Source organism: Gracilibacillus sp. D59 (genome assembly GCF_052246695.1).
In the GTDB taxonomy this organism is placed as follows: domain Bacteria; phylum Bacillota; class Bacilli; order Bacillales; family Amphibacillaceae; genus Gracilibacillus.
Genome location: NZ_JBQQCK010000016.1, coordinates 1 through 22249 on the forward strand (window position 1 = coordinate 1; position 22249 = coordinate 22249).

Consider the following 22249-nt stretch of genomic DNA (forward strand, 5'->3'; position numbering starts at 1 on the left):
CCTTGAGCTTCCTTCCGATTCCACGTCACCGTGGACACCGTTGCTTTTGGCTATGTGCTTACCGCTACTAGGTCGCACTCAGGACTTTCACCCGTTAGAGTTCGCCCATGCCGGGCGAACAAAAAGAAATAGACCATCTGGGTCTATTTCTTTTCTGTTAAACGATGAAGAATTAACAATTGATACGTATTACATAATATTAATGGTACGATCATTAACCAAGCGTAATCTCCATTTTCTGTACGCAATCCTGGAACCCACTCAATCGATGTAATCACAATCATAAAGAATAATGCTGGAATAAATGTTTTTTTGTTTGTTTCTTTTGCTTTAATACTTGCAACAAACCAGCTAAAAATAAATAAAGCAATTGCTGTTAACAAGAATGGTGTAATCGTGCCATCTTCCACACTTCTATAGCGGAAATAAACCAGATCGAAGAGGGCAAATACAATTAATACAACTTGAACTATTGGCCAGTAACTGCGAAAAACCCCTAAAGCAAATTGGTTAACCGTTAAATACGCAAAATAACCCATTTGACTTATTAAACTAAAAACAAAGCCTAACCCAATAAAGAAAATAAGCAACCCTAATATTTCAAACCAATTAATCGGATTAAAATTTTCAGCATAAACTCCTGCTTTTACAAAAAAGCTCGCAATAAGGGTAGAAAACCCTCCTAACAGTAAAGTAGAAAAAAACAATCGAACGACATTACGACTTTTCAAAATTAAATCCCCCTACATATATATATCGATAAATATTTTAACACGAACTTCAGTTTTTTTCGCTTGTCATACATATTAATTATAAATGACTCCATATTATAAATACAGGTTATTTTTTTATAAGAAAGGTAGCGGTAAAAATGAACCGATATATATATATATTGTTAATTAGCCTTCTATTGCTCACAAGTTGTGGCGGCGGTGGAGGCAATGCAGCTAACAAAGAAAGTGACGGCTATGAAGGAACCAAAAAAATGGTCGCAGATATTCTGAAAACTGATGAAGGAAAAAAAGCGATCACCGAAGTTTTAGCAAGTGATGATATGCAACAAACTTATGTGATCGATGCAAAAGTAGTAAAAGATGCTGTAAAAGAGACACTCTCTTCTGATAAAGGTAAAGAATTTTGGGAAAAAATGTTTCAAGATCCTAAATTCGTTAAATCCTTTGCCACTGCATTACAGGATAAACAAAAGGATGTAACAAAAAAACTAATGAGTGATCCAGAATATCAAAAGAAGCTTATGGAAGTACTCAGCAATCCAGAAATGGAAAAACAAACCTTGACACTGCTGACCAGCCAGCAATTCCGTAGCCATTTAGAAAAAGTGATGGAGGAAACCTTTAATTCCCCAATGTTCCAAGCAAAGATAACGGATCTGCTTTTAAAAGCAGCTAAAGAAATGAAACCATCAGGACAAGGCGGCGGTGGTTCAGGGTCTGGGTCTGGTTCAGGCTCAGGTGGTGAATCCTCTAGTGGCTCCGGTGAAAAACAGCAGGAGAAAGAACAAGAAGGACAAGGTCAGCAAGAACAAGGTAGCTAAAAAGAAGTGGAGCTTAAAAGGCTCCACTTCTTTATTAAAATTGGCTAATGATTTGTTTGGCAACCTCAAGATATTCTTTACCATTTGGATGGTCTTCTTGGTATACAGATGGTGCAAATACACCTTCTTCTTCGTATGGCTGGTTGAGTGACAGTCTACCAATTACTTTCGTATCCAGTACTTCCGCTAGCTTGTCTCCTCCACCTTTACCAAAAACATACTCTTTTTCACCGGTTACTTTACTCTCGAAATATGCCATATTTTCGATTACACCTAGAATTTCATGTTCTGTATTAATAGCCATTTGACCAGCACGGGCTGCAACAAATGCTGCCGTTGGGTGTGGTGTAGTGACAATTAATTCTTTAGATGAAGGAATCATGTTATGAACATCTAACGCTACATCTCCTGTACCTGGTGGTAAGTCTAATAAGAGATATTCGAGTTCTCCCCACTCCACTTCCTTGAAGAAGCTTGTCAGCATTTTACCCAATCTTGGTCCACGCCAAATAACAGGAGAATTATCTTCCACAAAAAAGCCCATGGATATAATTTTTACACCAAAACGTTCTACCGGGACTATTTTATTGCCTTTCAACTTCGGTCTTTCTTCAACACCCATCATATCCGGCACACTAAAGCCATAAATATCGGCATCAATAATTCCTACTTTTTTCCCTAGCCTAGCCAAAGCAACAGCAGTATTAACAGTAACAGTTGATTTTCCAACGCCACCTTTACCACTGGCAATTGCCAAGAATTTTGTTTTGGAATCTTTACTAAGTAAAGATGGATCTTTTTCTTTAGTTGGTTGGAATTTAGCGATCACTTCTTCAGGCAACTGACTAAAGCGCAGGCCAACCGTAGCCGCTCCTAACTGTTTCAACGCACCAACTAATTCTTGTTGTAATTGCATTTGCTCTGCTGTATTCGTCTTTGCAATCGCTAATTTGACACTAATATGATTCTTATCTTCCTTAATGGAGACCTCTTCAATACCATTAGTTTCTTTGAACGTTTTATGTAAGAAGGGGTCTTTCATTTTATGCAAAAGTTCGATTACACTTTGTTCTGTTAGCAAAATAGGTCACCTCAATTTAAACTATTTAATCCTATTTGCTAGTATAACACAAATTAACTATTATCTAAGTGAGATGCATCAAGGGCTGTCGGTTTGTTCTATAACATACTGCGAAGTTCCCTCATATATGCTCGCTGCCATTTTTTTCTGATAATTTTTAGATTTTAATAGCTCTTTTTCTTCTTCATTCGATAAAAAGCCGATTTCTACTAACGCACCTGTTGTTTCTGCGTATTTCAATATAAAGACCTGACTCATGGCTAATGCTTCTCGATTGGTATTCTCTAAATTACGACGGATTTCGGATTGAATGGCTTTTGCTAATAACTCATTTTGTTCTCTCCCAGGGTGATAAAAGGTTTGTGCCCCTTTCCATTGCTTCTCAGGTAAAGCGTTCAAGTGAATACTAAGAAAAAGGTCTGCTTCTTTCTCTTTGATAAAAGCTACCCGATTTTGAATGTCCTCTGTTTTTCTCCTAGATAAACCTTTTGTTCCATCCTGCGCCAAATCATAGTCGCCTTCTCGTGTAAGATATACAATTGCTCCTGCCTGCTGTAAATAATCTTTAAGCATATTTGATACATCTAGGGCAATGTCTTTCTCCTGTGTATCATCTGATGCTTCGGCACCTCCGTCAACACCGCCATGACCTGGATCTAGTACGATTGTTTTACCTGCTAATGGGAGTGACCATGTTTGCCATGAATCCAACGATCGCTGCATCGGGTATTGCATAAGAATAATTAATAAAAATAAACCTACTAACCACAGGACAACTTTAAATATCTTCGGCATCCGCTTTTCCCCCTATAATTCTCCTGTAACCACTATATGGGACAAGCGAGAAAGTTATGCCAGGTTATAAATATTTTATCATTTTGTTATAACCTCTAAATAAACAAAACCCTCTTCCGTAAAATGGAGAGAGGGTTTTTCATCATACAGTTTGCTCTTTATTTTTCTGATTCTTTGATAAAAATAACTGCAAGATGAAGATGATAGCAAGTGTCACTACTGCAATAATATCTGTCAGCAAATTATTTTGGATGAATAATAATGCAGTAATTAGAGCTAATATCCTTTCATACCAATGATATTTTCTAACTAACCAGTTTTGGATGAACGAAGCAAAGGCAACCATGCCAATTGTCGCTGTAATTATCGCCCAAATTATTTGATACCATGACGCATCGGTAAGCAAAAGAATAGTTGGGTTTAATGTAAAAACAAATGGCAATAACAATGCTGCTGAATCATATTTAAACCCTTGGATTCCAGTCGAAACTGGCCCCGCCTTGGCTATACCTGCTGTTGCGTAAGCAGGCAGATTGATCGGTGGCGTATCATCCGCTAACACCCCGTAATATAGTACAAACAGGTGAGCAATCAAAACATGAACACCCATATCTGTTAATACGGGAGCGACAATCGCTGCCAGGACAACATAGGTGGCCGTAGTCGGTAGACCTAAACCTAATAATAAACAAGCAAACACGGTTAATATTAATGCGAAATATAACTGTGTATTATCTGTTACTAAAAAGTTTGGCATCGCATTAGTCAGCGTTTCACTAAAGCCAATTACAATTCTGGTAAATTTAGTAGACAAGCCTGATGTTGTGATTATACCAATCAGAATACCTGCAGTCGCACATGCTACAATAATCGATAACGCATTTCGGGCAGCGGTTTCAAAGCCTGACAACATTTGCTTCCAACCAAAATGCACAGATGGTGAATCTATTTTCATTTTTTGCTGTGATAAAGCAAAGATAAATGCTATCCCTATACTAATAAGTAGTAATATTAAGATCTCTGACTTCCATCTGATCATCTCAGCACTAAAGAAATTAATATGAAAGATATCATTTAATGCGTGTAATCCTTGATTAATTGGGCCAATCAAAAATTGTAATAATACAGTTATCGCTATTACCGCCAGTGCAATGATAGAAGTACGACTAAGGTTATCTTTAAATCGCTGTACAAATAATGATAGAACCAATAACACAATAATCGAGAAAAAGGCAGAATTATTAACCGAAACCCGAACATAGACCAAATAATAGAGCAAAGCAATGATCGGTATTAATAAGTAGCCTTGTTGTACTAACAGTTGCCTACCTGATGCTAATTCACTTTTATCAATTCCGGTAATACCGTGTTTGGATGCTTCAAAATGCACCATAAATAAAATACCTACATATGCTAGTAGGGCTGGAATAATAGCACTTTGAATAATCTCATAATAGGGAATTCCCGTGAACTCCACCATAATAAAGGCAGCAGCCCCCATAATAGGAGGTAAGAATTGTCCACTTGAGGATGCCGCTACTTCTACTCCACCAGCTACATGCGGCTTGAAGCCAACTTTCTTCATTAATGGAATTGTGAAAGTACCAGTAGTGACCGCATTCGCTGTGGAACTCCCGGAAATACTCCCCATTAGCCCACTCGCTGCAACACTGGCCTTAGCTGGTCCTCCTTTAAAACGACCAAACATTCGCAATGCTAAGTCAATAAACATCTTTCCGGCACCTGTAGATTCGAGTATGGCACCAAAGAGAATAAATATAAATACAAATTGAGCAGAGGCATAAATCGGTGTTCCAAAGATACCATTGTTACGATACGTAATTTCGTACACAAACCGCTCAAAATCGCCTCGTGTATGATGAAATTGACCAGGCATATATTCACCTAAAAAGAAATAAGCAATAAAGATAAGAGCGATTATAACAAGCGGTTTTCCTACCACGCGGCGTGTTGCTTCTAGCACTAGAATTATTAAAGCTAAGCCAACCAATAAATCTAGATCTGTAGGACGCCCTGACATAATAGAAGTTGCCGTTTGTTTTTGGATAATATATGTACCAGCCGCTAAAGAGACAATAGCTAGTACAACATCATACCAAGGTATAGAGGTCTGACGGATACCTTTTTTGATCGGAAAAATACAAAAAACTAGTATTAATCCAATCGTTAAATGCAATATTAAAAATGTCTTAGAACCAATGCCTGGCAATCCAAATCCAGCCACATATAAATGGAACACTGATAAGAAAACACTAACAGCTAAAACAACACTACCCCAAAACTTGCGTAGTTCCCGATCACTTCCCTCTAATTCTTGCAGCATCTTCTTTTGGCGATCATCCATTTCCATCCCTCTCTTTATTCAGTCTCGAGCTTTCCCACCATGAAGAACGAATGACATCTATTTCAATCACACGGCCAACAAAAGGCTGTTTTGAAAGATAAATGGTCTGATTCTGAAATGAAAATGTATGCGGATATAAGTCAGAAGGCTTTATTCTTAATACATCTTCATGAATGGGACGATTTATATTTTTTAATACATAATAGCCATCCTGTAACGAAACCTCTCCTATCCTTTGATATGGCAGTCCCGCACCAAACGACTTTGTCCAACTTTCCATTGTCATCAATTTCCCAGCATCCGAAAATTCGAATACTTCTTTTACGGGAGACTTTTCTACTGAGTGAATATATCGATGAGAAAATCGATCTCCTTTTACAATTGTATCTGTCCATAAAATTCCCTTCGTTGTCATATCTCTAACAACCAATTGATAGTGAGACGGAACAAATAACAATAATCCAGCCACCAGCAAAAACACGACTGTAATGGTTGCAAGAAAGGCATTGCGACGTTGCAATGCCTTGTTTGTGCTATTATTGTTCATCAAAATAACGCTGTGCTCCCGGATGTAAGTCAATGGACATTCCGTCTAACGCTGAATCAATTGTTAAGTCTTTCCCGCGTTCATGTGCATTTTCCATCGCATCGATATTTTCAAATATTGCTTTTACCATTTCATAGACTTGGTCCTCTGGAAGATCATCACTAGCAATTAGCATGGATTGTGGCGCAATGGTAGTTGCAGTAGCATCAAAGTTTTCATACGTGTTCTCGTCTAATTCCACTTTGGTATAATACGGATATTCCTCAATTATCTGGTCAACTTTCTCTTCATTCATACTTACAATTCGAATATCTGCACTTGCAGCTAATTCCTGAATACTTCCAGTCGGCGTACCAGCGGTGACAAATGCAGCATCAATATTACCATCTTGTAGGTTAGTAGAAGCATCACCAAAGCCCATCCATTCAGCACTTAAATCATCAAATGTTAAATCGTGAGCCGCCAATATTTGACTTGCATTCGCTTCTGTACCAGATCCCACATCTCCAACTGCTACACGCTTCCCTTTCAAATCTTCAACTGTTTCAATACCACTGTCAGCCAATGTTACAATTTGAATAGTTTCCGGATAAATCGTAAAAACGCCACTAAATCCATCGACTACCTCTTCAAACATTTGCGAACCTTCATGAGCATAATAAGCAATATCATTTTGAATCAATGCCAACTGGGCTTGACCACCACTTACCTCATTTGCATTAACAACCGACGCGCCGCTAGTAATACCAGTTGCACTAACACCGTCGACATGCTCGTCGATAATTTCTGCCATTGCTACACCTAACGGAAAATAGACGCCTGCTTCACCGCCTGTTAAGACTGTAACATTCTCTATCCAGCCTTCTGTACTTGCTTCACTTCCCTTTCCTGAATCCTCTGATTCTCCCTCTCCAGTCTCCTCTGATGCTTCTGGCGATTCCTCACTTTCGCTTTCACCAGTATCCACCGCATCATCAGCAGCATCACCACATGCCATTAAAACCAATCCTAAAGTAAGTAATATGGCTAATAACCAAATCTTTTTCCCCATAAATGATCCCCCTGTTTTTCAAAAAATTCTTACTTTAAGATGTATGCATGAATTGAATGAAACATCCCTTTTTTGTAAAAAAATTTACACGAGAATATATTCCGAAATGAATATTTTACTTCCTTTCTGGTTATGGAAAGATAAAGCTAGTAATAGATCTGTTCACCCTTATTGGAATAGCGATTATCTTTGTTTATTCAACAAATCTTTGCTCTACCTTCTTGGATTTGTCGTTTATCTTGGTTTATTCAACAAATCTTCGCTCAATCTTGATGAAATTTCGTTTACCTCCATTTTGATGAAGCTAAGTCGCCTAGTTTTTGGGTGTTTTGAGCGAGGCTCCCGAGTAAGTTTTCTTGTCTTACAAGAAAAAACCCCTTCCCTCCAATAATGGAAGGAAAGGGCTATGCTATTGAGCTTCGCCTAAATCTTTTGTTTCAAAAAAAGATACAGATGGTCGATCCATTAAACAAGTGCAAATAGTAAAATAGGTTAAAGACAAACATCACCCTTTAGAGTTATCTAAAGAGGGTGTTTACTAAAAATCATATTTCGCTTCTTTTTCTGCTTGTATTTGCTTATACGTTTTCGTTAACGTCATGGTATCCTCAACTAGTCGCTCAATACGGAAGATAACATCATGATTGGTAATTTCCTTCCGATAGAAATCCACATCTTCAATGTAAACATAGCTTTGCACAACCTGCGCTTTCATATATCCCAAGATCGGTTTCAATTGCTGTTCCGGAATTAAATAATGCCGTTGAGATCCAGCCGTTACAATCATACTAGCCACTTTACCTTCTAGACCACCGACAGGCAATAGGTCAAAAATGTTTTTTAAAGTTCCAGGAATCGATGCTTGGAAAATGGGGGTCCCGATGATTAAAGCATCAGCCTCCATAATTGTTTCGGTTACTTTTTTTGTATCACCTTGATAATCTAGATAATTTCTTCCGTCACTAAACTGAAGATCATAATCTGCTAGGTCCAGTAACGTTACATCTGTATCCGGGTATTTATCTGATAGTTGATCTGTAGCATATTGAATGGCTGTCTTTGTTTTGGATCCGACAATCGAACCCGCTATTGCAACTACCTTCATCATAAACCTCCTTATTTTGCTGTGTACTTTCGAATCGCTGGTAGGACTTCTTTTCCGATTAATTCGATATTTTTTCGTAATTTGTCAAATGGAATACCACCAAAGTCCATTTGCGCAATATACCGTTGATGACCAAATGTCTCATGTTGATATAATATTTTTTCAATAACTTCCTGTGGGCTTCCGATGTTCATTACATCATGCGGATTGGCACCTTGGGCAAAGTGTTGTTTTGGATAACCTCTGCCATTCGTTTTTTGCATCCCTGCATTGATAAAAGGATAGGTTTCCCGTTGTGCTTGCTGCGTTGTTTCTGCCACATAGAAGAAACCAGCTGTGGATACCGGAAAATCTTTCGGATCATAACCTGCCTGCTCTAATGCATCTCGGTAGGAATCAACTGTTCGTTTAAAAAGTGTAGCCGGTCCACCTAACGTTGCTAGGAAAATAGGTACGCCAGCATATCCTGCCTTAACAGCGCTAGATGGATGCCCCCCAACCGCTCGCCAAATCGGTAAAGAACCGTTAAACGGTCTGGGCAAAACATGGGCATTTTTTAGTGGAGCACGAAACTGACCTTCCCAATCCACATATTCGTTTTGATTAATTTTTAATAAAAGGTCAAACTTCTCCTCATATAATTCTTCATAGTCATGCAAATCATAGCCTAACAAATCAAAATTTCCAACTCGAGAAGCTCTTCCCGCGATTATTTCTGTACGACCCTTTGAAATTAAATCAATAGTTGCAAAGTCTTCGTACACTCTGACAGGATCTAATGTACTGATAATAGTCGAAGAACTAGCGATCTTTATTTTCTCCGTCGCCTGCGCAATCGCTGCCAGAACGACAGAATGTGCCTGTGTCGTGAAATATTCCTGATGACTTTCCCCAACACTAAAGAAATCAAGTCCTGCATCTTCCGCTAATTTTGCCAACTCAATAATTTCATCTAGGCGCTGACTTGCCGGGATCCTTTCGCCTACTTCTGGATTTGGCAAATGGTCACCCAATGTATATAAACCAAACTCTAATCCCTTACCAGGATCAATACGATATTTCTCCATTTCAAACAACCTTTCTACATCAAAGTTTGCTATTTTATGTTATTATGAAGCATAGAAGCATAAAATGTAAGTACGCACTTAAAAGTAATATAGTATCCTAAAAGATACTGTTAGAAGATTTGATAGGGAAAAGAATGTGTTCAAAACAGAGGAGGTATCATTATGAAGTACGAACCTAATGCCTGTCGGGTAGAAGATGCTTTAAGTATTCTTGTCGGTAAGTGGAAACCAATTATTTTATTACACTTACTGAATCATGGAACACAACGTTTTAATGAACTTAAGAGAAGTATGCCCGGAATTACACAAAAAATGTTAACCAAACAATTACGTGAATTAGAAGCAGAAGATATTATCGAACGCGTCGTTTATCCAGAGGTACCTCCGAAAGTGGAATATTCAATGACGGAATATGGTAAGAGTCTTCAACCCATTTTGGAAGCCATGCACGAGTGGGGAGTAAAGCATACGTTGCATAAACAAGAGAAGTTAAAAGAGCAACATGAATAAGTGGCATTCATCTGATCAAAATGAATTTTGTATAGTAAAGGTGTGAAACCATTTGATAAATAATCTAAAAGTGCATCTGCAAGAACTCGAGGAAAGCCACCTTCAATTAGATGTTAGAAACGATAGTAAGAAATTAGCTCAAATACTTGCCGATGATTTTCACGAATTTGGAAGCTCAGGAATTTTGATTGATAAAAAGATGTGCCTGGAGCATGGAATTAACCTGGATGACATGACCCTCCACAACTATCAGATTGACCAATTGGCATCAGATGTTGTTCTGGCAACTTATTATGTTATTAATAAAACCAAAAACCGTAACACACTGCGGAGCTCCATTTGGAAGCATATTGACGGAAGATGGCAATTATCATTTCATCAAGGCACGATTACGAAACTAAGCTTAGAAAATTTAGAGTAGCTTAGGTTCCTTCATCATGACACCACCGTGATTAGTTTCAGTACATGAAATCATGTCTCCGAATCATACTAATGTTAGGAGGCTGGCCAACATATGAAAATTTCATGTTTAATGATTCTTTATTTATTTTTCAACCAAACCATTACACCTAGTGACTTAGTGGTGACATATAAAGGGGAACCAATTGCAAGTGTAAATCGAGCTGAATTTACGGCACCTATTTTGGGAGAACCATTACTTGATGAAGGCAAATATCTACAGTTTATAGAAGAACTTGATCAACAAATTTACCAAGAACCAAAAAATGCAACGATCGATAATAATGGAATGATTGTCTCTGGACAAGTTGGTTATAAATTACACCGTCAAAAATTCAAGGAATTGTTTTATACCTATTTTTTTGAAAAGGAAGCTTCACGAATAGAAGCTCCTATACTTAATATTCACCCAAATGTAGACAATGAATTACTGGCCAATATACGCACGCAACAAATTGGCTACTATACTACCTATTTTAATAAAAACAATGAAGAGCGATCCCATAATATTTCTCTTTCAGCTGAAGCAATTAATAATCATGTTGTATTTCCTGGTAAGACATTTTCATTTAACGAAGTTGTCGGAAAAAGGACAAAAGAGAAAGGGTATTTGCCTGCTCCTGAAATTGTAAAAGGAGAATTAACAGAAGGCATAGGTGGAGGCATTTGCCAGGTATCGTCCACTCTGTTTAATGCAGTTGACCGTGCTGGAGTAGAAATTTTAGAGCGATATTCACACAGTAAGAGGGTTCCTTATGTTCCACCTGGACGTGATGCAACAGTTAGTTGGTACGGACCTGACTTCACGTTTAAAAATAATTTTAATCAACCATTACTTATTCGGTCTAAAACAGTAGGTGGTAAAGTAATTGTAGAAATTTACTCTTCAGATATAGTTGATTACACTCCACGTAAAGTACCTGATGCTTCTGAGCAGCTACCTAAGGAAATACAGATATTCAATAATTAAAAAGAGGCGCTTATTAACAATCGCGCCTTTTTTATGCAAAAAAAGCAGTTTCTTACTTCGAATTCGCCTGTCCACGCATTCACTTACAAGTGGATTAAAATATTGATAAGTTTCCCGAACGGATCTCTAACATAAAATCGCCGCACACCCCATGGTTCCTTGGCTGGTCCATACTCAATTGGAATTCCCGCTTTTTTAATACGAGCTAGTGCATTATCAAGATCATCGACTTCAATTGACAAATCAGGTACTGGTGTTCCGGAGCCACCTTCTGAAAGGAAACTAATTTGAGTGTCCATTTTCTCATGTGATCCGTAGGTTGCAATAAATTCAAGATTCATTAATTGATCAAGTCCAAGTACATCCTCGTAGAAGTACCTTGCCTTGGTAATATCCTGTGTTTCCACATTGGCTACAATTCGTTTGACTTTCATTTCTTTCACCTCCTAGTTGCTATTAATTTCTACAATCACTATCGTTAATCCTTGTTAAATATCTATTTACCCAAATTATCCGATTGTTGAAAGATAGCACATGATAATCGAAGTTAAATTTATATCACTTGTATAATATTCAAATCAGACTGATAAACTAACAAGTAAAAATGGGTTGAAATATATGAACAATTTTGAAAAAGAATTAATTAATTTACAGAATGAGTATGCTTCTTTTATTTTTGATAATTGGATTAACTATGGACTATTTACTTGGAGCTGGTGGTTTCTCGCATTAGGTATATTCATACCATGGTTAATTTTCATAAAATATTTTGACCGAAATAGAGCCCTACCAATTTGGTGCGTTGGATTTATCGTAATAATTATTACAAGTTTTTTTGACGACCTTGGGAGTGAGTTAGGCATTTGGATTTACCCCGTAAAGTTTGTCCCGGTTGGACTAATAGCCTATCCATTCGATTTCTCTATAATTCCAGTGGGTTATATGTTAATTTATCAATTCTGTAATACATGGAAAAGCTTTGGTATTGCTCTTGTCAGTCTTGCTGCTTTTTTTGCTTTTATAGGAGAGCCTGTTTCGGTTTGGATAGGAACTGTTAAATATTTAAAATGGAACTACATATATTCTTTTATCTTTTATATTGTAACAGGTGTTATAGCTAAAGCTTTTATACAAAAAGTGTCTCCATAATTAGTAGTACACTTTAATTTAATATTGTAGAAGTCATACAGCCGGACATATGATTCGTTATTTGTATTAAAATAGCTATTTTCAAGGTGTAAGTGGACATCTAGTTCGTTATTTCCTTAAATTCCTAAGAAATCTACCTCTATTTTGCTAAATAGCGGAACAGATGTCCACGAACATCCCAATATCATTGTTTTCGTCAGTTATAACGGAATAAATGTCCGGTCAAAGTTATCTATGGGTTATGTGCACATTAAAGAAAAGGCAATAACCCATATGGATAGGTTACTGCCCTTATTTCGAACCCTAATTTTTCAATTCTTCGATAAATGATTCTGCATAATGGTTTAAATATGCACTTGCTAATGGGGTAATATTTTCTTCGTTTGTCTCTTTATTCAGTTGCTCTATATACTTCGATAAGAATTTTATTGCTTCTTGGGTTGAGCCTTTATCTAAATGATGATCTACTTGTTTTAAGGTGTTGGTTAGTTGAGACAGAACAGCACCTGTTAAATCTCCAGTTTGTTCATATTGCTGCATGTAGTTGGTTAAAACCGTCATTTGACCTGGTGTTACTTGTACTACATTTGATTTATCTGATTCTCCACTAGCATTTTCTGCTTTAATGTAATACGTATAAGAGACTCCTGGTTCTGCCGTACGGTCATAGTAAGTATCTACCTTAGCATATCCAAGATATTCAACTTCTCCTGCTGCTTCTCTATAAACATTGTACTGATTTGCACCACCATGTGCTGTCCAAGTCAAACCAACAAAATCTTTTCCTGTCAATGTAACTTTTAAATTGGATGGTGTTTCAGGCAGAGGCATGTCAATATTAAGCTCATCTGACAAATCTGACTCGCCCATTTCATTAACCGCCAGTATTTTGTAGCTGTAACCTGTACGACTGACACTTACAGTTTCATCGTTATAGCCAGGAGTATCTGTACTAGCTATTTTACTATAACCACTGTCTTCATTTGCCTTTCGATAGATATCATATCTCTCTGCATCTGCGACTGACTCCCATTGGATTTCAAATGCAGAAGTTGTTACGTCTCCAGCAGAAAGTCCTTGTGGCACCTCTGGAAGACTAATAGCCTCTTTAGTTGTTGTACTTACTTGATTCGACACTTCGGATTCTCCACCGATACCTGTTGCTGACACTTTATAGTAATAGGTTGTAGAAGGATCAACAGGTTTATCCGTAAAAGATGTCGTTGTAGTATTGGCTACTCTAGTAAATTCCCCTTCTGGATCGGTAGACCTGAAAATACCGTAACTTATCGCATCTTCTACTGGTTCCCATTCTAACTGAACCGTTATACTTTTTGTTTCGGTAATAGTTAGTCCGGTTGGTACAGCAGGTGCTGGTTCATCAGGATCATAGAAGAAGATTTCTGTTGGTTCTGACAGTCCAGATTCTCCCCCGCCATTTATAGCAGAAACCTTATACTGATAGTTAACACCTAATTCAACCGTATTATCCATGTAATTATTTGCTTCAGAGCTCGCAATCGCTCTAAAAGAAGGATCCTTTGATGAAGAACGATAGATTAAATATTCATCCGCTCCGTCAACAGTCGACCAAGTCAATGAAACCTGATCGTTTCCGACTTCTGCTTCTAAGTTTTCCGGACTTTCAGCAGGTGGTTCTTCCTGTTGATTTGTTGGTTTTATTAACACAAAATAATTCATCCGGCTACTGTTGTTATTTGGTCCCATAACAACAAAAGATCCCGCAGAATAATGCTTTTTATAAAGTTCAAACGTGACTGGTTGATCATCTTTCATTGTTTGACCTGTATTCTCATAGGCAGTTGATAACCATTCCGGTTTGGAACTTACTCTTGAATCATGAGCTACATAAACATCAGCATCGGCAGCTAAGTAAAAGGAAACTAAATCTTCACTCGTAGCACTTCTTGAATTCACAGCTGAACGAATCCATTCCACACCTTGTAATTCCTCTGGAATGGTGGTAAATCGATAGGAATCTCTATCTCCAGCTACCAAGTCTCCCACTTGTAGGTTATCTTCGACAGACCAATTACTTGCATTTTCTTTACCACCACTACTATTATCATTGATTACTACATTTTTCGTAATCTCTCCATCCATTACTGGTAATGGTTCCGGATCTGTGTCTGGTTCTGGCTCAGGTTCTACTACAGGTGGAACAAAAGGATCTTCCGTCCATACAGGCGGTTCCATTGGATAATTCTCTGGAAAAGTCGGAGCAGCTAATTCATTTAAATAATCCTCCAAATTGGTATAGCCGTTCCCACTTTTATCCCCATTTCTATCCTCTGGATTATTTGGATCAAGTCCTTTTGCTAACTCCCATTCATCAGGCATTCCATCCTGATCCGTATCTTGTGGAGCTGTTCCTTTTTCTAATACTGGAAAACCGCCAACATCATTTTCGTGTCCAATAATAGCTCCTGTTTGGTTTCTGACATCATGAATCACTCTTTGGTCCACACTGTCTCTTACTAAAGAAGATCCAGCATGTCCTAAAACGTGTTCATATGCCTCCTCAGGCTCCTCCGTATTAGTTAAAGGATATGCAAAACGTTCATCGACAATAACACTCGGTCTTTCCGCTTCCATCATATCTGTACCTGTGTCCGTTCCATCTAAAATGCCATTTTTGTTACTGTCAATCCGGTTGTTTTCAAGAAATAAGCTATAGTTTTCATTTCCACGTACTACGGCATATTCAGGATTGCCCGAATTAACACCTGCAATAAAGTAATTCCCCACAACATTTCCGTATCCTTTCGTACCTGATTCACCACCAGCGACATAAGGATACTGGCCCCAATTGTATACAACGTTATTTACAAAGTCGATTTGTCCTTTTGTTTTGGGATTTCTGTCATTATTATGGGCATAGAGATTATGGTGCATCGTTATGGTGTTCATTTCAATCAGTCCACCCATAGAATGTGTTAACAGACCTTCCGAGATGACCGACCATTGTACGGTAATATTTTTCGATTCTGGATTATCATAATCCTTACTTAATATAGATAAGTTTTCGTCCGTTCCCCAGGAAAAAGAGGAATGATCTATGATGACATTCTGACTATCTTCAAAATATAAGGCATCATCTTGGAAATCATTCTTCCCTAAACGAAAGCGCATATATCGGATAATTATGTCATTACTATCAATAAAACGAACATTATTCCCTTTTATGGTTACACCGTCTCCCGGAGCAGTTTGACCAGCTATGGTGATATTAGACTTATTTCTTACGATAATTTGCGGTATCGTAATATTCCCAGATATATCAAACACAATGGTACGGGGAGTATCTCCAGCAGTTGTCAGTGCATCATGAAAAGTGCCAGGACCTGTCAGCTCATAACTGGTCACATGATAGACTTCACCGCCACGGCCGCCTTTGGTATACTGCCCAAATCCTTCAGCACCCGGAAATGCTAGAAGCTGTGTATCCTCAGCAGCATTGACAATCGGATTAAAAATAGGCAGAATTGAAAAACAGATAACAAAACATAGCATGAAATAAAAAAGTCGCCTCATATTATACCTCCATTATTTAAATTGTCACTATTGGCAGCAGCTTCTATCGATATATAGTTTTGGAACTTTTGATAAGGAAAGCGACTCCTCCTCTCTATTTATTAGAGTGTTTAGATGGTTCTATTCCAGATTAAACGTTAATGTAAGCGGTAACAACTAACCGATCTTACAATTTATATACAAAAACAATTTAGATCGTTTGGAGGTACTGTTCATGGGTGTTGATTTTCTTTGAAGGAAGTGGAATTTTGGAGTTTACTAAAAAGAAAACCCGTAAGCCACATTTGACTCACGGGGAATGGTAATCTTTATGGCAATAGTTGAAGTGATTCTTCAATAAATGCCGGAAGATCATCTGGTTGTCTACTGGTAACCAATTGATCATCGCAAACTACGACTCTTTCATCGTGCACATTAGCGCCTGCATATTCTAAGTCAACTTGTATCGATTTAAAGCCTGTTACATCACGACCCTCCAATGCTTTGGCAGTAATTAATAACTGCGGACCGTGACAGATAGCAAATACAGGTTTCTTTTCATCCATGAAATCTTTAGCGAACTTCACAAAACGGTCATCCGCTCTCAGCATATCAGGAGAAAACCCTCCCGGTATAAACAGTGCATCAAAGTCCTCTGGTGACACATCATCGATTCCATAATCGATTGCCACAGTTGCATCACCTTGTTTACCTTTTACTGTCTTTCCTGCTTCTTTTTCTATCGTCAAAATTTTATGTCCTACACCCTCGAATTCTCGCGCTGGTGAAGTGTACTCGACATCTTCAAACATATCTGTAATTACTGTAGCTATTTTGGGCATTACCAAACACTCCTCCTTAGATAATAGAGTTAGTATTCTATTTGTATTGGATAATTCCACATGAAAGTTCATAGTAAACATTACAGATTTTTTACACACATATGGAAACTAACACATTACATATAAATGATGAAGTCATCACTGAATTTGGAGAACAGTCAGATTCAATCAAAAATTTACAATGAAATTTATAAGTCTAATTAGCTTATGTAAAAGTTTTGGTGTTAATAAACAATCGGCATTCAATAAACGTGCCATTTTGTTGAAGAAAAAGCCATTCCGTTTATGATAGAATCTAAATGGAATGATAATCATAAAATGCTTTAAAAAGTGAGGGTACACGATGATTGCAAAAACGGAAGAGGATTTTAATGGATTAAGAGAAATTGGTGAAATTTGTGGAGCGATACGAGATAAATTAGTCCAATGTACTAAACCTGGAATTACTACAAAGGAACTAGATGAAATGGCGAAACAGTTTTTTGAAAAAGCAGGAGCTCAATCTGCACCAAAAGGAGAATACGATTTCCCTGGATATACGTGCATTAGCATAAATGAAGAAGTAGCGCACGGGATTCCAAGGAATCGGATTATTCAAGAAGGGGACCTTGTAAATATTGATGTGTCAGGTTCTAAAAACGGTTATTTTGCTGATACTGGAATTTCCTTTGTTGTTGGGAAGGGTGAGATAATTTTACAGAAAATATGTGACGTTGCAAAAGAAGCATTCGAAGCTGGACTTGAGAAGGCAAAACCAGGTTCGAAAAAAAGCGCTCTTGGAAAAGCTGTACACAATGTGGCGAAACAGCATGGCTTAACTGTCATAAAAAATCTTACTGGACACGGTGTTGGACGCTCGATTCATGAAGCACCAGATCATATTTTCAATTACTTCTCTCGCTGGGATGATGAAATTTTAAAAGATGGTATGGTAATTGCCTTTGAGCCTTTTATCTCTACATTTGAAGAGGAAGTTTTCCAATCCAATGATGGATGGACCTTCCTAACCGATAAAAGCTTTGTAGCTCAATACGAACATACGATAATTCTTACAAAGGAAGGACCGATTATTACTACATTGTAAAAGAATTGTGGTGCAGGATGGGCTCTTGCGTTCTTTTAATCAAAGGATTTCATTGAGTTTCATCCATTTGAAAAAGGTTGTTGTTTCAAGATTTAAACATATTGTGAATTTAAAGTGATTTAATTGAATTCGAGTCGTTTTTTTAAATAAAAAAACCTCTCCATCATATAAAAATGAAGGGGAGGTTGAAATCTTGATATATATGGTTTTTAACGTTTTGAGAAATATACTTTTCAATTTAAATTATATTGAGTCCATTGAAATCCATTTATATCAACATTTTAGGAACCTTTATTTGAATAAAAATGTATGAAAAAGGATTTAAAATGATATTACTTGAACCAATTTGAACCAAAATGATAGATGTTAGTTGAATACAATACTAAGTATTATTTTATTTCTGACCATGACTTATACATTCTGATATTTCATATATTTCTCTACATAAACGATTAAGTCTTTCTTCTTCTCATGAAGAGGAAGAACACGCCACTTAAGAAGAGTAAAAACCCTGCTAATAAGTACTGATAGATTGTAGTGGCAGTTTCCGGTAGTTTTTGTCCGTCGTTCGTAACAGGCTGTTGTTCCATTGCTTCCTGTTCAAAAACGGTATAGGTGCTGAAATGATCGGTTTGTGCTGTCACGTTTCCAGCTTGCCATTCTCCGCCGATTGCTTCCCATTCTTCAAGTTCTGGATTCCAATAGAACAGTTGCACCTGATCTTTATCATTTACTTTGTCGCTATCAACAGAAAAAGTCAGTGTCACTTTTTCGTCGAAGGTATCCAATCGTTTTTCGCCTTGTTTGATTTCAAAGTCATAGACCACACTCAATGCTTGATCAATGTCAGCTAAACGCTCTAACTGGATTGTTGCAGCCTCGGATGCATTAGTGAAATTGGAGGAAACTAGTTGCAAGCTAACATTTTTTAACTGAATGATGATCGTTATACGATGCTCCTTCAGCCATTTTATTTGGTCAGAAGTAAATGCTAGGTTAACAGAATCATTATGATCATGTAAATCTATCCATAATTCACCTTGATCAGCCAGCTGATGGAGCGAGTCTGTTTCGATCGTTGCTTCGCCATTGGTAACGTCAGGTGTTAAGGTAACACTGGTTTGTTTCTCCGGGTCTTTTGAGTCCTCAGGATCTTCTGGATCAACAGAGTCTTTTGGATCTTCAGGATCTGGTGAAACTGGATCAGAACTATCGATTGCTTGGATATGTGCAACGACACTATTATTGTTATAAGTGACAGTTACCTCGTAATCATCTGCAGTTACAATATCGAATTTACCTTCCACCTTGTCGGCGGTCATTAAAGTAATATTTGCTGCCTTGTCTATTTTATAATTAGAAAGATCCAAATTCAGATCCCCACCATCAAGGTATAACAGTCCATCTACATTTAGTTGAGTTTTGTCATTATCCATTGCAATTTCTAGGTTTCCAGCTTCCATTGTTAAGTTACCATTTACATTCAAAGGTTCATCTACATTAACTAAAGCTGTACCATTTTCTACATAAAGATCGCCTTCACCAAAAGCAGTTTCAGAAGTAGCTTCTAACGTTCCTCCTTGTAGCAATGTGCCTCCTGAATAACTATTATTTCCTGTCAATGTAAGTGTTCCTGTCCCTTGCTTGGTAAGCATACCACTGCCAGTTATATCATTTCTCCACCAATCATGGGCATTAAATCTTCCTTTTGAAGCATCCATATTCACTGTTACATTACTTAAAAACGCACCATATCCATCAGATGCTGTTACCAAATCAAGTCTTCCCCAACCATTTGATTCGTCTATTACAGGGTAGCCTGATTCAATTTCTGTTGTATACAATACTTCTCTACGTTGTTTATCGGTCAAATAAGGCTGACGAGTTTCCAATAAAGCTTCAGCCCCTTTAGGTACTACAGGGTCTAAACCTTTTGTGCCTGTTTGCGGTAATCCGTATGTAAGTTTTTCCCGATAGAATGCTTTGTTTGCTTCATGATCTTCCCACTTTTCTTCATCGTACGCACTTTCAAACGTATAATCCTCTGTCACTGTATGTGCATATTCGTACAAGCTCATTTCTTTTGATGCAGCTAATTCACCGAATACTTCTCCAGCATTTTGATAAGCCTTATCCAATACCTCTTGGTTTTCTGAAAGATTGTATGCGTAGGCAATCATTGCTGTAGCTTGTATTCTTGCTCCTATAACATCAAGTGGAGAGTGCATGCCGGTCACTATTCTATTTTCTCCCATTTGAGCTGCTCTAGTTAAAAATTCAGCATATCTTTCCGGTGTTGCGTATGCAAATCCGAATGTTGATAAATATGATGCACTTGTATGCCCGCTTGGAAAAGCTCCGTCTTTACCTCTCCCGTCTTCCGCTTTTCTTTTTACATATTCTAATGCAGGAATTACTTCCACATTCGTTTCATATTGCTGGTAATGTCGTTCTCCCGTTTCTTTCTTACCACCTGAAGGTAATTCTTCTACTGTACTTTCACCACTGCCGATTGTGTCCCAAATAGGTAAACCGTTCTCATCAACAACTTCGTTCACTTCTCCATTTGAATTCATTCTGTAAGGTCTTGGAGAAGAAAAAAAGTATTTAGAAGGATTAGACGAAGAAGGATTCCTAAATCTAATTAAATGAACTAAATCCATTGCATCTTCTAGTGCAGATCCCTCCCATTGCCCCATCCCTTGGGCTTGGTCTTCAACAGTTGATTCTTCCAATACTTTATCCATGTCCTCTGCTGATCTGACAACACTTGTGATCGGGTTAACGATCTCTACGTAGGCATTAGCTAAAGGCCCATAAGCTTCCATCATACTATATATCTTATCTCTTTGATCATCATAATAGGCCGCTAACGCCTCTTCATCCGTTCTGTTTTTAGTAACCTCTTCTACATATTTGATATTAGCTTCCCAAGTCTCTGGATCTCTGATTTCTTCGTTTGCATATGTCTTCTTATATGTTACTACCTTTGTCTTATCATTTTTATATCCATCAAAATAAACGGTAGGTCCGTCACCATATTTTGCAACCTCACCATTTGCACCTGGTATAGTTAACGCTGTTCCGTCTCTCCAATCTGGTTGATTCATAGACCATATTTGATCAAAACCATCTAAAATATTTATAAAAGGATTAGTTCCAGCTATATTCTTTAAGATAGGATCGTTAGCATTTCCGCCATTATCCACTGCTGGTAAAGGTTGCTCAACTTCAGGAGCATCTGCATTTATTTCTTCAGTAGTCCCTTGTGGCTTTGAAGGTTTTAAATGCTCCTTTTCAGAATATTGACTAGCTGCCTGAACAGGAAACTCAAAAGATGCCATAGTTAGCACTGCAAGTAGTATTATTATCGATATTTTTTTCATGAATTTCATAACTTTTTTTCATTTCTCCTTTTCTGCTGCAGATTTGTAAATCACTTAACCACACTACTTTCACTTTAAGGACTGTATGTTAAATGAATGCAGGAAAAATGTTAAAATTATGTAATTTTTATGTAGAAGGGAAGAGACTTATTACGAAAATAAACGAGTTTGGAGAACCTTTCTTTCGGAATCTTTCGGATAGCTCTTTGAATATTATTTTCTCTGCTGATAAGTCATAAGGATTGCTGTTGTATTCAGCGAATATCTCTCATTAATAACCATGAATATGCCAAAATGAGTTATTACAACTACTACCATGAAAATGGAAGAAAGCGATGGAACAGCCATGTGATCGATGAAGCGAAGGAGAAAACAGGTGAGTTGTTTCAGAAATACATAAAAAAGCCCTCTCTGCTCCATAAGAGCAAAGAGGGTAAACCCCTGGTATATAAGATTTCCTAACGTTTTGAGAATTGTGGTGTCTTGTGAAATCAAGGATTTCAAACATCATAAAACACCTTTCATGGCATCTACCAGTACATTTAAGATCAATGCGGGCATCATTTCAGATTGTATGGATTCTGCAGCAAATACTTTTGGTGCTGATATTACAGAAACTGCAGCTAATGGGATTAACGACATGGTAAGGACTGAACACAATGAGAGGGGGAATGTATTTTGAAATTATGATATTTTGCAGGAATTTTGTTGGAATTTCTGTTATTAAATTTATAAGAAACAAGGCTTAC

At 37.5% G+C, this 22249-nt stretch carries 18 protein-coding genes; 6 read left to right on the forward strand and 12 right to left on the reverse strand.

Going from position 1 to position 22249, the window contains the following annotated elements; all coding sequences use genetic code 11:
* Window positions 1-143: 143 nt before the first annotated feature.
* Entirely contained in the window at window positions 144-731 is a 588-nt protein-coding gene (locus tag ACTWP4_RS20015; RefSeq protein ID WP_443130564.1) for a KinB-signaling pathway activation protein, read from the reverse strand.
* Window positions 732-871: 140 nt separating this feature from the next.
* Between ACTWP4_RS20015 and gerD the strand changes: the two genes are divergently transcribed.
* Window positions 872-1555: a spore germination lipoprotein GerD gene (gene gerD / locus ACTWP4_RS20020; protein WP_443130565.1), complete on the forward strand. Its 684-nt coding sequence runs from the start codon at window positions 872-874 to the stop codon at window positions 1553-1555.
* Between the two features lie 34 nt (window positions 1556-1589).
* On the opposite strand, the gene ACTWP4_RS20025 is transcribed toward gerD, so the two are convergent.
* From ACTWP4_RS20025 to ACTWP4_RS20055, 7 genes are all read right to left on the reverse strand, one after another.
* Window positions 1590-2636: a P-loop NTPase gene (locus ACTWP4_RS20025; RefSeq protein ID WP_443130566.1), complete on the reverse strand. Its 1047-nt coding sequence runs from the start codon at window positions 2634-2636 to the stop codon at window positions 1590-1592.
* 78 nt (window positions 2637-2714) lie between these two features.
* The gene (gene cwlD, locus ACTWP4_RS20030) at window positions 2715-3431 is read right to left on the reverse strand and encodes an N-acetylmuramoyl-L-alanine amidase CwlD (RefSeq protein WP_443130567.1); all 717 of its coding nucleotides are present in this window, start codon (window positions 3429-3431) and stop codon (window positions 2715-2717) included.
* 142 nt (window positions 3432-3573) lie between these two features.
* The gene (locus ACTWP4_RS20035) at window positions 3574-5796 is read right to left on the reverse strand and encodes a TRAP transporter permease (protein WP_443130568.1); all 2223 of its coding nucleotides are present in this window, start codon (window positions 5794-5796) and stop codon (window positions 3574-3576) included.
* Complete coding sequence (locus tag ACTWP4_RS20040; protein WP_443130648.1) at window positions 5789-6343, reverse strand: DUF1850 domain-containing protein; 555 nt, start codon at window positions 6341-6343, stop codon at window positions 5789-5791. Before ACTWP4_RS20040 ends, ACTWP4_RS20035 begins: the two co-directional genes overlap by 8 nt.
* On the reverse strand, window positions 6333-7394 hold the full coding sequence (locus ACTWP4_RS20045; protein ID WP_443130569.1) for a TAXI family TRAP transporter solute-binding subunit: 1062 nt from the start codon (window positions 7392-7394) through the stop codon (window positions 6333-6335). Before ACTWP4_RS20045 ends, ACTWP4_RS20040 begins: the two co-directional genes overlap by 11 nt.
* Window positions 7395-7932: 538 nt before the next feature.
* Entirely contained in the window at window positions 7933-8499 is a 567-nt protein-coding gene (locus ACTWP4_RS20050; protein WP_443130570.1) for an NADPH-dependent FMN reductase, read from the reverse strand.
* 11 nt (window positions 8500-8510) lie between these two features.
* Complete coding sequence (locus ACTWP4_RS20055; protein ID WP_443130571.1) at window positions 8511-9566, reverse strand: LLM class flavin-dependent oxidoreductase; 1056 nt, start codon at window positions 9564-9566, stop codon at window positions 8511-8513.
* 162 nt (window positions 9567-9728) lie between these two features.
* Between ACTWP4_RS20055 and ACTWP4_RS20060 the strand changes: the two genes are divergently transcribed.
* The 3 genes from ACTWP4_RS20060 to ACTWP4_RS20070 all read left to right on the forward strand — a co-directional run bounded on the left by ACTWP4_RS20060 (window position 9729) and on the right by ACTWP4_RS20070 (window position 11505).
* The gene (locus tag ACTWP4_RS20060) at window positions 9729-10076 is read left to right on the forward strand and encodes a winged helix-turn-helix transcriptional regulator (protein WP_443130572.1); all 348 of its coding nucleotides are present in this window, start codon (window positions 9729-9731) and stop codon (window positions 10074-10076) included.
* A 52-nt stretch (window positions 10077-10128) separates the two neighbouring features.
* Window positions 10129-10497 (forward strand): nuclear transport factor 2 family protein, encoded by a 369-nt coding sequence (locus ACTWP4_RS20065; protein WP_443130573.1) that lies wholly within the window; start codon window positions 10129-10131, stop codon window positions 10495-10497.
* 93 nt (window positions 10498-10590) lie between these two features.
* Window positions 10591-11505, forward strand: coding sequence for a VanW family protein (locus ACTWP4_RS20070; RefSeq protein ID WP_443130574.1), 915 nt, complete (start codon window positions 10591-10593; stop codon window positions 11503-11505).
* A gap of 83 nt (window positions 11506-11588) precedes the next feature.
* On the opposite strand, the gene ACTWP4_RS20075 is transcribed toward ACTWP4_RS20070, so the two are convergent.
* Window positions 11589-11939: a VOC family protein gene (locus ACTWP4_RS20075; protein ID WP_443130575.1), complete on the reverse strand. Its 351-nt coding sequence runs from the start codon at window positions 11937-11939 to the stop codon at window positions 11589-11591.
* Window positions 11940-12123: 184 nt separating this feature from the next.
* On the opposite strand from ACTWP4_RS20075, the gene ACTWP4_RS20080 reads away from it, so the two are divergent.
* Window positions 12124-12654, forward strand: coding sequence for a CBO0543 family protein (locus ACTWP4_RS20080; RefSeq protein ID WP_443130576.1), 531 nt, complete (start codon window positions 12124-12126; stop codon window positions 12652-12654).
* A 303-nt stretch (window positions 12655-12957) separates the two neighbouring features.
* On the opposite strand, the gene ACTWP4_RS20085 is transcribed toward ACTWP4_RS20080, so the two are convergent.
* On the reverse strand, window positions 12958-16209 hold the full coding sequence (locus ACTWP4_RS20085) for a fibronectin type III domain-containing protein (protein ID WP_443130577.1): 3252 nt from the start codon (window positions 16207-16209) through the stop codon (window positions 12958-12960).
* A gap of 308 nt (window positions 16210-16517) precedes the next feature.
* Window positions 16518-17030, reverse strand: a complete 513-nt coding sequence (locus tag ACTWP4_RS20090; RefSeq protein ID WP_443130578.1) for a type 1 glutamine amidotransferase domain-containing protein — start codon at window positions 17028-17030, stop codon at window positions 16518-16520.
* Window positions 17031-17373: 343 nt separating this feature from the next.
* Here ACTWP4_RS20090 and map point away from each other — a divergent pair, with 343 nt between their 5' ends.
* The gene (gene map, locus ACTWP4_RS20095) at window positions 17374-18114 is read left to right on the forward strand and encodes a type I methionyl aminopeptidase (RefSeq protein ID WP_443130579.1); all 741 of its coding nucleotides are present in this window, start codon (window positions 17374-17376) and stop codon (window positions 18112-18114) included.
* A gap of 452 nt (window positions 18115-18566) precedes the next feature.
* On the opposite strand, the gene ACTWP4_RS20100 is transcribed toward map, so the two are convergent.
* Window positions 18567-21509: a phosphatase PAP2 family protein gene (locus ACTWP4_RS20100; RefSeq protein WP_443130580.1), complete on the reverse strand. Its 2943-nt coding sequence runs from the start codon at window positions 21507-21509 to the stop codon at window positions 18567-18569.
* Window positions 21510-22249: the final 740 nt, after the last annotated feature.